Source organism: Cellulomonas fimi (assembly GCF_028583725.1).
Lineage (GTDB): Bacteria > Actinomycetota > Actinomycetes > Actinomycetales > Cellulomonadaceae > Cellulomonas > Cellulomonas fimi_B.
In genome coordinates this window covers 2,872,604-2,886,435 of record NZ_CP110680.1, presented here as the reverse complement: position 1 = coordinate 2,886,435, position 13,832 = coordinate 2,872,604, and the positions used below count along the sequence as shown (strand labels likewise).

Genomic DNA, 13,832 nt, shown 5'->3' with positions numbered 1-13,832 from the left:
GACGGCTGGGTGGGTGGCGGTGCGGCGTCGTGGGGGCTCATCGAGGCAGTCTCCGTGGACGGCGCGCGGCCCGCACGTCGGGCCGGCGGACGGGCGTCACGAGAGCAGCCGCAACGTCTCGCGCTCCGCGACGCGCTGCGACCGGGTCGGGCGGATCGTCTCCCCGCGCTCCCACAGGTCGACGACGCGCGTGTCGATGTACGAGGCCCGGCAGACCGCGGGCGTGTTCCCGAGCTCCTCGGCGACGTCCTTGACGACCTGCGTCACGACGCTGCGGCGCGCCCGGTCGCTGCGCGGGGCGGGCCCGGCGGCGGCCAGGCCGCGTGCCGCGAGCACGGTCGCGTGCCACGTCCGGAAGTCCTTCGCCGACGCGTCGTCGCCCAGCCGCAGCTTCACGTACTGCCCGACGTCGACGCTCGTCAGGTCGTGCCAGACGCCGTCGTCGTCCTGCCACGCGAGCAGGTCGTCCATGTCGTCGCGCCGCCGCACGAGCGTGCGGACGAGCGTCGCGACGACGTCGTCCTCGACGACCGTGTCCCGCACCTGCCCGGACTTCGCGGGGAAGTGCAGGTGCACGCGCCCCTCGTCGGACCCCGGCTCGGGCGGCAGCACCCGCACGTGGTCCTTGCGCAGCGTCGCGAGCCCGAACGAGCCGTGCTTCGCGGCGTACCCCTCGCCGCCCACGCGCAGGTAGGCGAGGTCGAGCAGCCGGAACGCGAGCGCCTGCGCCTTCTGCTTCGGCATGCCCGGCACGGCGAGGTCGCGCTCGACGTGGCGCCGAGCGGCGGGCAGGCGGCGGGCGACGTCGAGCACGTGGTCGTGCTTGAGCCGGTCGCGGCGCAGCCGCCACTGCGCGTGGTACAGGTACTGGCGGCGCGCGGCGTCGTCGAGCCCGGCCGCCTGGATGTGGCCGTTCGGCCACGGGCTGATCCACACGTCGCGCCACGCGGGCGGGATCGCGAGCCCGACGATCCGCTCGAGGTGCTCGTCCTGCGTGATCCGCACGCGCTCCAGGTCGAGGTAGACGAAGCCCTTGCCGGCGCGACGGCGCGTCCAGCCGGGGGCGTCGATGCGGACACGTCGGAGGCGGACCATGCCGGGAGTGTCACCCGACGACGCGCGTCCCGCGCGGCGAGCGCGTCACCGTCAGTCCGGGAAGCGGACCATGCCCTCCTGCGCGATCGACGCGACCAGCGTCCCGTCGCGCGTGAACACCCGCGCCGCCCCGAGGCCGCGACCGCCCTGCGCGCTGGGCGACGTCTGCACGTACAGCAGCCAGTCGTCGACGCGCGCGTCGCGGTGCCACCACATCGCATGGTCGAGGCTCGCGATCGACATGCCGGGCGTCACCCAGGACCGGCCGGAGCGTCGCAGCACGGGCTCCAGCATCACCTGGTCGCACGCGTACGCCAGGAGCGCCCGGTGCAGGAGGCGGTCGTCCGGCAGCGGGTCGCGCGACCGGAACCACACCTGCTGCCGTCCGGTCACCTCCGCCGCGCGGCCGAGGTAGATCGAGCCGCCGACGTGCCGCACGTCGAACGCGGACTCCTGCGCCCAGAACTTCGCCGCGGGGTGGTCGATGGTCCCCAGCAGGTCCAGCGCGGAGGGCACGTCCTCCGGGGCCGGGACGTCGTGCGGCATCTCGTCGGCGTAGTCGACGCCGTCCTGCTCGGTCTGGAACGACGCGATGAGCGACAGGATCGGTAGGCCGCCCTGCAGCGCGTGCGTCCGCCGGGCCGTGAACGAGCGGCCGTCGCGCAGCCGCTCGACCGCGAACGTGATCGGCTCCGTGACGACGCCCGCGCGCAGGAAGTACCCGTGCAGCGAGTGCGGGAGCCGGTCGGCGTCGACCGTGCGCCCCGCGGCGAGCAGCGCCTGCGCGAGCACCTGGCCGCCGAACACCCGCCCGTTGGGCTGGGGCAGGCTGTGCCCCGAGAACTGGTCCGCGACGGCCGGGTCCGGGACGAGGTCGAGGGCGTCCAGCACGGCGGCGGTGGGGGAGACGGGCGCGTCGCTCATGCCCCGAAGCGTCCCACGGCCCGCGTCAGTCCTCGAACGTGTTGAGCAGGGAGTGCGCCGCGCGCTCCAGGTAGTCCCACAGCTCGGCCTTGTGCAGCGGGGCCAGGTCGAGGGAGTCGACGGCGACGCGCATGTGCCGCAGCCAGCGGTCGCGCGCGTCCGGGTTGACCTTGAACGGCGCGTGCCGCATGCGCAGGCGGGGGTGGCCCCGCTGGTCCCCGTAGGTCGTCGGACCGCCCCAGTACTGCTCGAGGAACATGGTCAGCCGCTGGGCCGCGGGGCCGAGGTCCTGCTCGGGGTACATCGGGCGCAGGACCGGGTCGTCGGCGACGCCGCGGTAGAACTCGTCGACGAGCCGCACGAACGTGTCGTGCCCGCCGACGGCCTCGTAGAACGAGTCGGGTCTCACGCCGACCATCCTCACACGCTCCCGTCCTCGCCCGGACGAGGCGTCGGTCACCCCGGCGGCCGTCGGCGGAGACGGGTCACAGCCCGAGCTCGGCGAGCACCGGGAGCCCCGCGCGGACCACCTCCTGCGCGTCGGCGGCCGTCGGCGCGGCGAGGGCGAGCGTCGCGAGCCGGCGGCACTCGTCGAGCGAGGTCGCGGCGAGCACCGCGGCGACGTCGGGCAGCGCGCGCGGCGTCATCGACAGCGACGTCACACCGAGCCCGACGAGCACGACGGCGAGCGCGGGGACCGCGGCGGCCTCCCCGCACACGCCGACGGGCCGCCCCTGCTGCGCGCCGCCGCGGCAGGTCGCCGCGACGAGCTGGAGCACCGCGGGCTGCCACGCGTACGACAGGTGCGCGACGGCACCGAGGACGCGGTCCGCGGCCATCGTGTACTGCGTCAGGTCGTTGGTGCCGATGCTGGCGAACGCGGCGTGCGCGAGGATCGGGCCCGCGAGGAGCGCGGCGCTCGGCACCTCGACCATGACGCCGGCCGTGTCGAGCCCGTGCCGGGCGCACGCGGCGACGAACTCCTGCGCCTCGTCGACGGTCGCCACCATCGGCGCCATGACCCAGACGGTCGCCGACTCGGCGGCCGCGGCGCGCGCGATCGCGGTGAGCTGGTCCTCGAGCACCTCGGGGTGCGCGACGGACGTCCGCAGGCCGCGCACGCCGAGCGCGGGGTTGGCCTCGACGTCGCCCGCGAGGAACGGCAGGGGCTTGTCGGCTCCCGCGTCGAGCGTGCGCACGACGACCTTGCGGCCGGCGAACGCGGCGAGGACCTGGCGGTAGGCCGCGACCTGCTCGTCGACGCCGGGCGCCTCGTCGTGGTCGAGGAAGACGAACTCGGTGCGGAACAGCCCGACGCCCTCGGCCCCCTGCGCGGCGGCGTCGAGCGCGTCCTGAGGGCTCCCGACGTTGGCGAGCAGCTCGACGCGGTGACCGTCGGCGGTGCGGCCGTGCCCGTCGAACGTGCGGACCTGGGCCGCGAGCGCGCGTGCGGCGGCGACCTGGGCCTCGTCCGGCGTGACGGTCACGGTGCCCGCGCCGCCGTCGACGAGCACCTCGTCGCCCTCGTCGAGCGCGGCCTCGATCCCGCGCGCCGCGACGACGCACGGGATGCCGCGAGCGCGGGCGAGGATCGCCGTGTGCGACGTCGGGCCACCCGCACCGGTGACGATCGCGAGCACCTGCTCGGGGTCGAGCGTCGCGACGAGCGCGGGCGCGATGTCGGGAGCGACGAGCACGTACGCGTGGTCGCGCTCGGGCAGGCCGGGCGCGGGGCGGCCGGTCAGGTCGGCGACGAGCCGGTCGCGCACGTCCTCGATGTCCCGCACCCGCTCGGCGAACAGGCCGCCGAGGGCCGCGAACTGCTCGGCGACCGCGTCGGCCGCCTCCCACACGGCGCGCTCGGGGACGAGGCGGTCCGTCAGCACACGCTGCTCGGCGTCGGCGACGAGCGTCGGGTCTGCCGCGATCGCCGCGGTCGCGTGCAGCAGGTCGGCGCTCTCGCCCTCGGCCCGCAGCGCGGCGGCGTCGAGCGCGGCCTGCACGCGTGCGGACGCCTCGCCGACGCGCGCCGCCTGCGCGGCGTAGTCGGTGCCCGGCGGCAGCCGGCGTCCGGACGGCGGCTCGGCGACCGGCGCGGGCAGGAACGCTGCGGGTCCCACCGCGCGGCCGGGGCCGACCCCGATGCCGGTGACGACGGTGGGCGGGTGGGGGCTCACGGTGCAACGACCTCCTCGTCGACGTTGCACGGCAGTCTCGACCGTCGGGGCGCCCGGATGCCAGCCGGACACGCACCGGCCCCGCGGGCGCACCGGGGTTAGGCTTGACGATGCGCGCCGACCGGCCGGCGCCGCTGACGTGGGGAGTTCCATGAGCAAGGCAGAGCAGATCCTCGCTGCGCTGGGCGGCGACGGGAACGTCGTCGACCTGGAGCCGTGCATCACGCGGCTGCGCGTGGAGGTCAGCGACGCCCACCTGGTCGACGAGGCGGCTCTCAAGGCCAGCGGGGCGTTCGGCGTCGTGCGGTCCGGGCACATCGTCCAGGTGATCGTCGGCCCCGAGGCCGACAACCTGGCGGCGGAGCTCGAGTCGCTGCGCTGACCCGTCGACCTTCCCGGCCGGACCGCTCCTGCGGCCCGGCCGGTGGCGTTCCTGCCCCCGGTCACCGGCGACCGGGCGACCGTCAGGCGGAGTCGCTCGGCGGTGCCGCACGGCGCGCGTCGCGCTGCTCGACGGCGTCGTGCACGGGTGTGTCGTGCGGGTCGCGCGGCGGCGGGGCGTCCCGCGTCTCCTCGTCCTGCGGCCCGGTGGCCCGGTCGGGGTCGTCCTGGCCGTCGTCCGGCTCGGCGGCCTGCGCGGCCGGCTCCACGCCCGCGAGCGCGTCACGATGGGCCTTGAGCAGGTCGCGCTGGCCCGCGAGCGGCACGTCGGCGCGCTCGAGCACGTCGCGGGTCGCGGTCCGCAGCGCCCGGGCGACGTCCCACTGCATCGCGGGCGACGTGCGGACCTTGAGCCGCAGCGTGATCGCGTCGGCGCTGAGCCGCTCGATCCCGGTGATGGTGGGTGTGCCCTGCAGGTGCGCCCCGAGCGCCGGGTCGGCCTCGACGCGCGCGGCGGCCTCGTGCAGGAGCGCGCGCACCTCGTCGAGGTCGGCGAAGTAGTCGACGTCGATCTCGACGACGGCCGTCGCCCAGCCCTGCGTCTTGTTGCCGACGCGCAGCATCGTCCCGTTCGGGACGTACCAGAGCGTGCCGTCGGAGTCGCGGATCTTGGTGACGCGCAGCGTCACGGCCTCGACGGTGCCCGTCGCGGGGCCGACGTCGACGACGTCACCGACGCCGTACTGGTCCTCCAGCAGCATGAACAGGCCGGTGAGGAAGTCCTTGACGAGGCTCTGCGCACCGAAGCCGAGCGCGACGCCGACGATGCCGGCCGACGCGATGAACGGCGCGATGTTGACCCCGAGCTCGGCGAGGATCAGCAGCACCATGATCGTCCCGACGACCACCGTGGCGGTCGACCGCAGGACCGACCCGAGCGTGCGGGCGCGCTGCGCGCGGCGGGCGGTCGCGAGCGGGTCGGCGGCGCGCAGCAGCGTGCGGGCGACGTCGGAGTCGCCGAGGGGGCGCATGACGCCGCGCTGGAACCACGGGGTGCCGTCGGCGACGTGGTCGGTGACGCCGCGGATCGCCCGCCGCAGCAGGACCAGCGTGATGCTGCCGACCGCGACGATGATGAGGATCCGCAGCGGGAGCCCGAGGAACCACTCGAGCCACGCGTTGGGCGACGTCTTGTCGTCCGGCAGCAGGACGACGTCCGACTCGGACGGGGCGGGCGACGGCGCGGCGGCGACCGCACCCGCGAGCGTGCGGCTCATCGGGCGGCCCCGGTGCGGTCGGCGACGAACTGCAGCTGCTCGACGGTCAGCGCGATCGAGCGGGACAGGGCGCGCGCGCCGTGCCCCACGCCGGTCTCCCGGCGCACGAGGACGGGCGACCGGTCGGCGTCGGCGCTCGTCGCGGCCTGGAGCGCGGCGGCGAGCTTGCGCGCGTGCAGCGGGTCGACGCGCGTGTCGCCGTCGAAGACGGTGAACAGCGTCGCGGGGTAGGCGGTGCCGTCGACGACGCGGTGGTACGGCGAGTACCCGAGCAGCCAGCCGAGCTCGACGGGGTCGTCGGCGTCGCCGTACTCCTCGGTCCACGTCACCCCGAGCCCGAAGCGCTGGTACCGCACCATGTCGAGCAGCGGCGCCGAGCAGACGACGGCCGCGAAAAGGTCGGGACGCTGCGTGAGGGCCGCGCCGACGAGCAGGCCGCCGTTCGAGCCGCCCCAGCAGGCGAGCCGGTCGGGCGTGGTCCAGCCCGCTGCGACGAGGTGCTCCGCGACCGCGTGGAAGTCGTCGAACACGTTCTGCTTGTGGGCGCGCATGCCCGACCGGTGCCAGCCCTCGCCCTCCTCGCCGCCGCCGCGCAGGTTCGCGACGACGTACACGCCACCGGCCTCGACCCAGGCGAGCGTCGCGGCCGAGTAGGCCGGGTCGAGCGAGATCTGGAAGCCGCCGTAGCCGTAGAGGATCGTCGGCGCGGGCGCGTGCGGGCGGCCGTCGGCGTCGAGCGCGTCAGCCCGCGCGAGCACGAACGCGCGCACGACGGTCCCGTCGGCGCTCGTCACCTCGACCTGCTGCGCCCGCACGGGCGGGACGTCCGCGACCGTCCCGGGCGGAGCCGCCCAGAGCGTCGTGGTGCGGGTGGTCGCGTCGAAGCGCTGGACGCTCGGGACGGTCGTGTGGTCGGTGTAGGAGAACCACACGTCGGGTCCGCCGTCGGGGCGCGTGACCAGTCCGGACACCGAGCCGAGCCCGGGCAGGCCGACGGTGCCGCGCGGTGCGCCCGTCGCCGGGTCGTGCACCGTCAGCTCGGACACCGTGTGCCGCCGCCACGACGCGACCAGGAGCGTGGGCGTGCGGTCGTCGCCGCCCCCGTCGGTGAACGCGACGTCCTCCAGGACCGCCGTCTCGTCCTCCGCGAGGAGCGTGCGCCAGTGCGGGACCCCGGGGCTCGTGGGGTCGGTGACCGCGAGGCGCCCGCGCGGCGCGTCGAGGTCCGTGTGGACGTAGAGCCGCCCGTCACGCCCGACCCACGCGCCCGTCTGCGCGTCGAGCCCGACGGCGACCTCGACGAACGCGGGCGCCTCGACGCCTCCGGGCGCGGTCAGGTCGGCGATCCACACGTCGGTGCGCGGCGCCGTCCCGGCCGACGCGGACACGATCAGCCACCGGCCGTCGCGCGACACGGACACGCCGTAGTAGTTCGTCAGGTCGAGCCCGTCGCCGAAGACCTCGACGTCGGAGTCCGGTGACGTGCCGACGCGGTGCAGCCAGACACGACGGTGGTACTGCTGCTCGTCGGCGGGCACGAAGTCCGGGGCGAGCCGACGCACGTAGAAGAACGCCTCCCCGCCCGGCAGCCAGGCGACGGGGGAGTAGCGCGCCCGGTCGACCGGCCCGTCGACGAGCTCGCCCGTCGCGACGTCGAGCACGTGGAGCACGCTCTCCTCGGTGCCGCCGTGCGACACCTGGTACGCGAGCAGGTGCCCCTCCTTCGACGGCTGCCACGAGTCGAGCGTCGTCGTGCCCGCGGGGTCGAGCGCCACGGGGTCGATCAGCACGCGCTCGCGGCGCCCGCCCTCCGCGTCGGGGTCCGGCTCGGAGACCAGCACGACCGCGTGCTCCTGCTCGCCGGTGCGCCGGACGAAGAAGTACCGGTCGCCGCGCCACGCCGGAGCACCGACGACGCCCGCGCCCAGCAGCTCGCGCAGCCGGGCGGTGAGCCGGTCCGCGGACCACGGGCCGTCGCCGACGCGCGCGGTCAGCGTCTGGCGGTACTCGGCGTACAGCTCGTCCTGGGCCTGCGACCACGCCCGGGTGTCGGCGTCGGTCGCGTCCTCGAGCCAGCGGTACGGGTCGGCGACGCGATGACCGTGCAGGTCCTCGACGAGGTCGAGGCGGTGGGCGGACGGGTAGGGGCGCAGTGCGGGGACCGTCATGGTCCGCAAGGCTACGACGCGCTCCGGGCGACCCGCGTCCAGGGCGGCGCGCGCACGCCGGAGGCGGTCTGCCCGCCGGGACGGTGCGTGTCGCCGCTGGTCGGCGCGCCCTCTTCGTCCTGCGTCCGGCCGGGGGCCTCTGGCAGGATCGGGGCGTGGCCGACGACCAGCAGACCCCGTCCGAGGCGCTGCTGCGCCTCGCGGCCGCCTACGACATCACCCCCGACTACTGGGGGTTCGACGGCCGGCACAAGGTCGCGTCCGCGCAGACCCTGCAGGGCGTCCTCCGGGCGCTCGGCGTCGACGCGTCGTCCCCCGAGCGCATCGAGCTCGCGCTCGCGCACCGCGAGGACTCGCCGTGGCGGCGCACGCTGCCCCCAGTCGTCGTCGTCCGGGAGGGCCGGCAGGCGCACGTGCCCGTGCACGTCACGCACGAGGACCCCGTCGAGGTGTGGCTCGAGCTGGACCCCGAGGTCGGCGGCGGGCGGCGCGAGGTCACGCAGGCCGACGTGCCGGTGCCCCCGCGGCTGGTCGACGGCCGGCTCGTCGGACGTGCGACGTTCACGCTTCCGGCGGACCTCCCGCTCGGCTGGCACGAGATCCACGCCGAGGGGCCGAGTGCCGGCGCACGCTGCGCGGTCGTCGTCACCCCGGACCGGCTCGAGGTGCCCGACACGCTCGACGGGGGCCGCGCGTGGGGCTTCATGGCCCAGCTGTACTCCGTGCGATCGCGCCGGTCGTGGGGTGTCGGCGACCTCGTCGACCTCGCGGACCTCGGTGCCATGACCGCTCGGCGCGGCGCCGACTTCCTGCTCATCAACCCGCTGCACGCCGCCGAGCCGCAGGTCCCGCTCACGCCGTCGCCCTACCTCCCGACCACCCGCCGCTTCGTCAACCCGCTGTACGTCCGCGTCGAGGAGGTGCCGGAGGCCGCGTACCTGTCCGCGGCCGACCGGACGCTCGTCGAGTGGGCGGGCGAGCAGGCGATCGCCCTCGACACCGACCCCGGCCCGATCGACCGCGACGCGGCGTGGACCGCGAAGCGCGCGGCGCTCGAGGTCGTGTTCGCGTTCGAGCGGTCCGCGGCGCGCCAGGCCGCGTTCGACGCGTTCGTCGAGGAGCAGGGACCCGGCCTTGACGTGTTCGCGCTGTGGTGCGCGCTCGCGGAGAAGCACGGCCCCGACCTGCGCACCTGGCCGTCCGAGCTGCTCGACCCGGGCTCGGACGCGGTCGCCGCCGCGGGCGCCGAGCTCGCCGAGCGCGTGACCTTCCACCGCTGGCTGCAGTGGGTCGCCGACGAGCAGCTCTCCGCCGCGCACCGCGCCGCGCTCGACAACGGCATGACCATCGGGATCATGCACGACCTCGCCGTCGGCGTGCACCCGCAGGGGGCCGACGTGTGGTCGCTCGGCGAGGTGCTCGCCCGCGGCGCGAGCGTCGGCGCGCCGCCCGACATGTACAACCAGCAGGGCCAGAACTGGTCGCAGCCGCCGTGGCAGCCCGACGCCCTCGCGCGCGCCGCCTACCGCCCGTACCGCGACATGCTCCGCACCGTGCTGCGGCACGCGGGCGCCATCCGCATCGACCACGTCCTGGGCCTGTTCCGTCTCTGGTGGGTCCCCGAGGGGGCGGCGACGCCGTCCGAGGGCGCGTACGTGCGCTACGACCACGAGGCGCTCGTCGGGATCCTCGCGCTCGAGGCGTACAGAGCGGGCGCGATCGTCATCGGCGAGGATCTCGGCGTCGTCGAGCCGTGGGTGCGCGACTACCTGTCCGAGCGCGGCATCCTCGGCACGTCGGTGCTGTGGTTCGAGCGGGACATGAACGGCGACCCGCTCGCGCCCGAGCACTACCGCGAGCTCGTCCTCGCGACCGTGACGACGCACGACCTGCCCCCGACGGCCGGCTACCTCGCGGGCGAGCACGTCGCGATCCGCGAGCGCCTCGGCCTGCTCACCGAACCCGTCGCCACCGTCCGGGCCGCGGCCGCCGCCGAGCGCGACCGGATGCTCGCGGCGCTGCGCGCCCGGGACCTGCTCGGCGACGACCCGTCCGAGCGGGAGATCGTCGAGGCGCTGCACCGGTACGTGCTCGCGACGCCGTCGGTGCTCGTCGGGGTGTCGCTCGCGGACGCCGTGGGGGAGCGGCGCGCGCAGAACCAGCCCGGCACGGACCAGGAGTACCCGAACTGGAAGGTGCCGCTCGCGGACAGCTCCGGGCAGGTCGTGCTGGTCGACGACCTGTTCACGAACGCGCGGCTGCACTCGCTCGCGCAGGTGCTCAACGAGGGTCGCTGGTCGATCACACCCTGACCGTGCGCGCGGGCGCGTGGGAGCATCGTCGGATGCCCGAACCCGTCCTCCGCCGCCTGCGCGTGGTGGGCAACACCGGCTCCGGCAAGACGACGCTCGCCCGCGCGGCCGCCGCGCGCCTGGGGGTCGGTCACCTCGAGCTGGACGCGGTGTTCTGGGCCGAGGAGTGGACGAAGCGCGACCTCGCCGAGGCGCACGCGATCGTCCGGGAGTTCCTCGCCTCGCCCGAGGCGCGCGACGGCTGGGTCACCGACGGCAACTGGAACTCGCACCGGCACGGTCTGCTGGACGACGCCGACGCGCTGGTCTGGCTCGACTACCCGCGACGGGTCGTCATGCGGCGCGTCGTCGTCCGCACGCTGCGCCGAGGTCTGCTGCGCGAGGAGCTGTGGCACGGCAACCGGGAGCGGCTGCGCAACCTGCTGCGCCGCGACCCCGACGAGAACGTCGTGCTGTGGTCGTGGACGCAGCACGCCCGCTACCGGGCCCAGTACGGCGCGCTGCACGACGCGGGCGACGTCGCGATGATCCGGCTGCGGCACCCGCGGGAGACCCAGCGCTGGCTGGAGTCGTTGCGCCCGGTGGCCGCGCGCTCGTCACCCGAGTCCGGCTGACCGCCCCTCCACGCCCGCACGCGAGCAACCCGAGCCCGGTCGAACCGCAGCGCCGTCACACCGGGCTCGGCTCGACGCACGAGGGACGAGCCGGCGACGACGGCGGCCCGGCGGGCGTGCCGCCGGGCCGCCGTCGGGCCGTCACGCCCTGCGGCGGTCCGTCTCCTGCGCGGCGAGCGCGCGTCGCACACCGTCGCGGTTCTCGGCGACGAGCCGGCGCAGCGCGGGCGCCGCGTCGGGCTGGGCCGCGAGCCACGCGTCGGTCGCGCCGAGCACGTCGACGCGGTCGTCGTCGGCGAGGTCCGTCGGGTAGAGCCCGAGGACGATGTTCTGCGCCATCTCGTTGGTCTTGTCAGCCCACACCGTGGCGAGCGCGGCGAAGTACGGCTCGACGTAGGGGAGCAGCAGACCGCGGTCGTGCACGCGCCCGAAGCCGGCGATCGTGGCGGCCTGGATCGCGTTCGGCAGGTCGTCCCCGTCCACGACGGCCGCCCACGCGGCAGCCTTGGCCTCGGCGGTCGGCACCGCGGCACGCGCCGCTGCGGCGGCCCGCTGGCCCGTGGCGGTGGCGTCGGCCGAGAGCTGCACGGCGATGTCCGTCTCGCCCGCGCGGCCGCCGGTGACCAGCGACGTGAGGAGCTCCCAGCGCAGGTCGGTGTCGATGGTCAGGCCGTCGAGCGCCTCGCGACCGTCCAGGAGCGCGGCGACCGCGTCGAGCTGGGCGTCGGTCTCGGCACGGGCGGCGAACGCCTTGACGAGCTGGAGCTGCGTGTCCGACCCCGCCTGCGCGGCGCGGGCGAGCTCGAGCAGCCGGTCGGCGGCCGCGACGGCGGTCGTGCGACGGTGCTCGGGCGCGACGTACAGGTCCAGCGACGTCGTGAGCTGGCGGAGCAGCACGAGCACGACCGAGGAGTCGGTCTCGTGGAGGATGTTGCCGAGCACGAGGTCGACGAAGTCGCGGGCGGGCGTCTCGCCGTCGCGCGTGGCGTCCCAGGCCGCCGTCCAGACGAGCGTGCGCGGCAGCGAGTCGTCGAACGCGCCGAGGTGCTCGATGGCCGCCGCGAGCGACGCGTCGTCGAGCCGGATCTTGGCGTACGCGAGGTCGTCGTCGTTCACGAGCACGAGCGCCGGGCGGCGCTGCCCCACGAGCTGCGGGACCTCGGTGCGGGCGCCGTCGACGTCGAGCTCCAGGTGCAGGGTCCGCGCCAGGCGGCCGGTGGCGGGGTCGAGGTCGTAGCCGCCGATCGCGAGGCGGTGCGGGCGCTGCACCGGGTGCTCGTCGGGCACCTCCTGCAGGACGGCGAACGACGTGATGGTGCCGTCGGCGTCCACCTCGATCTCCGGGCGCAGCAGCGTGACGCCGGCCTTCTCGAGCCAGAGCGCCGACCACGACGACAGGTCCCGGCCGCTCGTCGTCTCGAGCTCGGTGAGCAGGTCGCGCAGCTCGGTGTTGCCCCACGCGTGCTTCGCGAAGTAGGCCCGGACACCGGCGAAGAACTCGTCCTGGCCGACCCACGACACGAGCTGCTTGAGGACGCTCGCGCCCTTGGCGTACGTGATGCCGTCGAAGTTGACCTCGACGTCCTCGAGGTCGCGCATGTCGGCCACGATCGGGTGCGTCGACGGGAGCTGGTCCTGCCGGTACGCCCAGTTCTTCTCGAGCGACGAGAACGTCGTCCAGGCGCTCGTCCAGGCGGTCGCCTCGGCGGTCGCGAGGGTCGAGACGTACTCGGCGAACGACTCGTTGAGCCACAGGTCGTCCCACCAGCGCATCGTCACGAGGTCGCCGAACCACATGTGGGCGAGCTCGTGCAGGATCGTGACCGCGCGGCGCTCGATGGTCGCCTCGGGGACCTTGGAGCGGAACACGTAGGACTCGAGGAACGTGACCGCGCCCGCGTTCTCCATCGCGCCCGCGTTGAACTCGGGGACGAAGAGCTGGTCGTACTTCGCGAACGGGTAGGGGACGCCGAACTTGTCCTCGAAGAACGCGAAGCCGGCGCGCGTGATGTCGAGGATGTTGTCGGTGTCGAGGTGCTCGGCGAGCGACCCGCGGCAGTAGACGCTGAGCGGGACGGTCCGGCCGTCGCTGCTCGTGAGCTCGCCGTGCTCGCCGTGGTACGGACCGGCGATGACCGCGGTGATGTACGACGACATGCGGGGGGTCGTCTCGAACCGCCACGTCGCGGTGCCCTTGTCGACGCCGCCGTTGCGGTTGACCCCGCCCTCGACGGGCTGCGGCTCGCCGACCTGCGGGTAGTTCGACACGACGACCCAGTGCGCGGGCGCGGTCACGGTGAACGTGAAGGTCGCCTTGAGGTCGGGCTGCTCGAAGACCGCGAACACGCGACGGGAGTCGGCGACCTCGAACTGCGAGTACAGGTAGACCTCGTCGTCGACCGGGTCGACGAAGCGGTGCAGGCCCTCGCCCGTGTTCATGTACGCGGCGTCCGCGACCACCACGAGCTCGTTCTCGGCGGCGAGCCCGTCGAGCGCGATCCGCGAGTCGGCGAACACCTCGGCCACGTCGAGCGTGCGGCCGTTGAGCGTGACCTCGTGCACCGCCGGTGCGATGAGGTCGATGAACGTGCTCGCGCCGGGCGTCGCCGTGAACCGCACGACGGTCCGCGACGCGAACGTCGCCGGGCCGGTCGTCAGGTCGAGCGTGACGTCGTACGACTGCGGGCTGACGACCGAGGCACGCTCGCGCGCCTCGGCACGGGTGAGGTTCTCAGCGGGCACGCTGGCTCTCCTTCGAGAAGGGGTACGGCTCGTGGCCGGGACCGATCATCGCACGCGCGAGGGTTCCGTCCGCCGACCCGCGGCGCCCGCCTGTGGGACGCCCGTCCCGAGGGGTGGGCTGTGGACGGCTCGATGTGCGCCC

General features: G+C 74.9%; 10 protein-coding genes. 3 read left to right on the top strand and 7 right to left on the bottom strand.

Annotation, left to right across the window (positions count from 1 at the left end; all coding sequences use genetic code 11):
- Positions 1–96: 96 nt before the first annotated feature.
- The 4 genes from OOT42_RS13025 to ptsP form a co-directional block, all read right to left on the bottom strand.
- Entirely contained in the window at positions 97–1,095 is a 999-nt protein-coding gene (locus tag OOT42_RS13025; protein WP_273651627.1) for a DNA topoisomerase IB, read from the bottom strand.
- A 51-nt stretch (positions 1,096–1,146) separates the two neighbouring features.
- Entirely contained in the window at positions 1,147–2,019 is an 873-nt protein-coding gene (locus OOT42_RS13020) for an acyl-CoA thioesterase (RefSeq protein ID WP_273651626.1), read from the bottom strand.
- Between the two features lie 25 nt (positions 2,020–2,044).
- Positions 2,045–2,428: a globin gene (locus OOT42_RS13015; protein ID WP_273651625.1), complete on the bottom strand. Its 384-nt coding sequence runs from the start codon at positions 2,426–2,428 to the stop codon at positions 2,045–2,047.
- 76 nt (positions 2,429–2,504) lie between these two features.
- Entirely contained in the window at positions 2,505–4,196 is a 1,692-nt protein-coding gene (ptsP, locus tag OOT42_RS13010) for a phosphoenolpyruvate--protein phosphotransferase (protein WP_273651624.1), read from the bottom strand.
- A gap of 151 nt (positions 4,197–4,347) precedes the next feature.
- Here ptsP and OOT42_RS20305 point away from each other — a divergent pair, with 151 nt between their 5' ends.
- Complete coding sequence (locus tag OOT42_RS20305; protein ID WP_041553366.1) at positions 4,348–4,578, top strand: glucose PTS transporter subunit EIIB; 231 nt, start codon at positions 4,348–4,350, stop codon at positions 4,576–4,578.
- A gap of 82 nt (positions 4,579–4,660) precedes the next feature.
- Here OOT42_RS20305 and OOT42_RS13000 read toward each other — a convergent pair whose 3' ends face one another.
- A complete protein-coding gene (locus OOT42_RS13000; RefSeq protein ID WP_273651622.1) occupies positions 4,661–5,854 on the bottom strand; it encodes a mechanosensitive ion channel family protein in 1,194 nt (397 codons plus the stop codon).
- Positions 5,851–8,022, bottom strand: coding sequence for a prolyl oligopeptidase family serine peptidase (locus OOT42_RS12995; RefSeq protein WP_273651621.1), 2,172 nt, complete (start codon positions 8,020–8,022; stop codon positions 5,851–5,853). Before OOT42_RS12995 ends, OOT42_RS13000 begins: the two co-directional genes overlap by 4 nt.
- A 155-nt stretch (positions 8,023–8,177) precedes the next feature.
- Between OOT42_RS12995 and malQ the strand changes: the two genes are divergently transcribed.
- Both malQ and OOT42_RS12985 read left to right on the top strand, forming a co-directional pair.
- On the top strand, positions 8,178–10,334 hold the full coding sequence (gene malQ, locus OOT42_RS12990) for a 4-alpha-glucanotransferase (protein WP_273651620.1): 2,157 nt from the start codon (positions 8,178–8,180) through the stop codon (positions 10,332–10,334).
- A gap of 32 nt (positions 10,335–10,366) precedes the next feature.
- Positions 10,367–10,948, top strand: coding sequence for a toxin (locus OOT42_RS12985; RefSeq protein ID WP_273651619.1), 582 nt, complete (start codon positions 10,367–10,369; stop codon positions 10,946–10,948).
- Positions 10,949–11,089: 141 nt separating this feature from the next.
- Here the strand turns inward: OOT42_RS12985 and pepN are convergent, their stop codons facing one another.
- Positions 11,090–13,690 carry an aminopeptidase N gene (gene pepN, locus OOT42_RS12980; protein ID WP_273651618.1) on the bottom strand — a complete coding sequence of 867 codons (2,601 nt, stop codon included), beginning with the start codon at positions 13,688–13,690 and terminating at the stop codon, positions 11,090–11,092.
- Positions 13,691–13,832 lie beyond the last annotated feature (142 nt).

What these genes read in the sequence shown, in the direction of transcription:
- OOT42_RS12985 (WP_273651619.1), top strand. Translation starts at nt 10,367, where the DNA reads ATGCCCGAACCCGTCCTCCGCCGCCTGCGCGTGGTGGGCAACACCGGC.
- OOT42_RS13025 (WP_273651627.1), bottom strand. Translation starts at nt 1,095, where the DNA reads ATGGTCCGCCTCCGACGTGTCCGCATCGACGCCCCCGGCTGGACGCGC.
- OOT42_RS13020 (WP_273651626.1), bottom strand. Translation starts at nt 2,019, where the DNA reads ATGAGCGACGCGCCCGTCTCCCCCACCGCCGCCGTGCTGGACGCCCTC.
- OOT42_RS13000 (WP_273651622.1), bottom strand. Translation starts at nt 5,854, where the DNA reads ATGAGCCGCACGCTCGCGGGTGCGGTCGCCGCCGCGCCGTCGCCCGCC.
- OOT42_RS20305 (WP_041553366.1), top strand. Translation starts at nt 4,348, where the DNA reads ATGAGCAAGGCAGAGCAGATCCTCGCTGCGCTGGGCGGCGACGGGAAC.
- OOT42_RS12995 (WP_273651621.1), bottom strand. Translation starts at nt 8,022, where the DNA reads ATGACGGTCCCCGCACTGCGCCCCTACCCGTCCGCCCACCGCCTCGAC.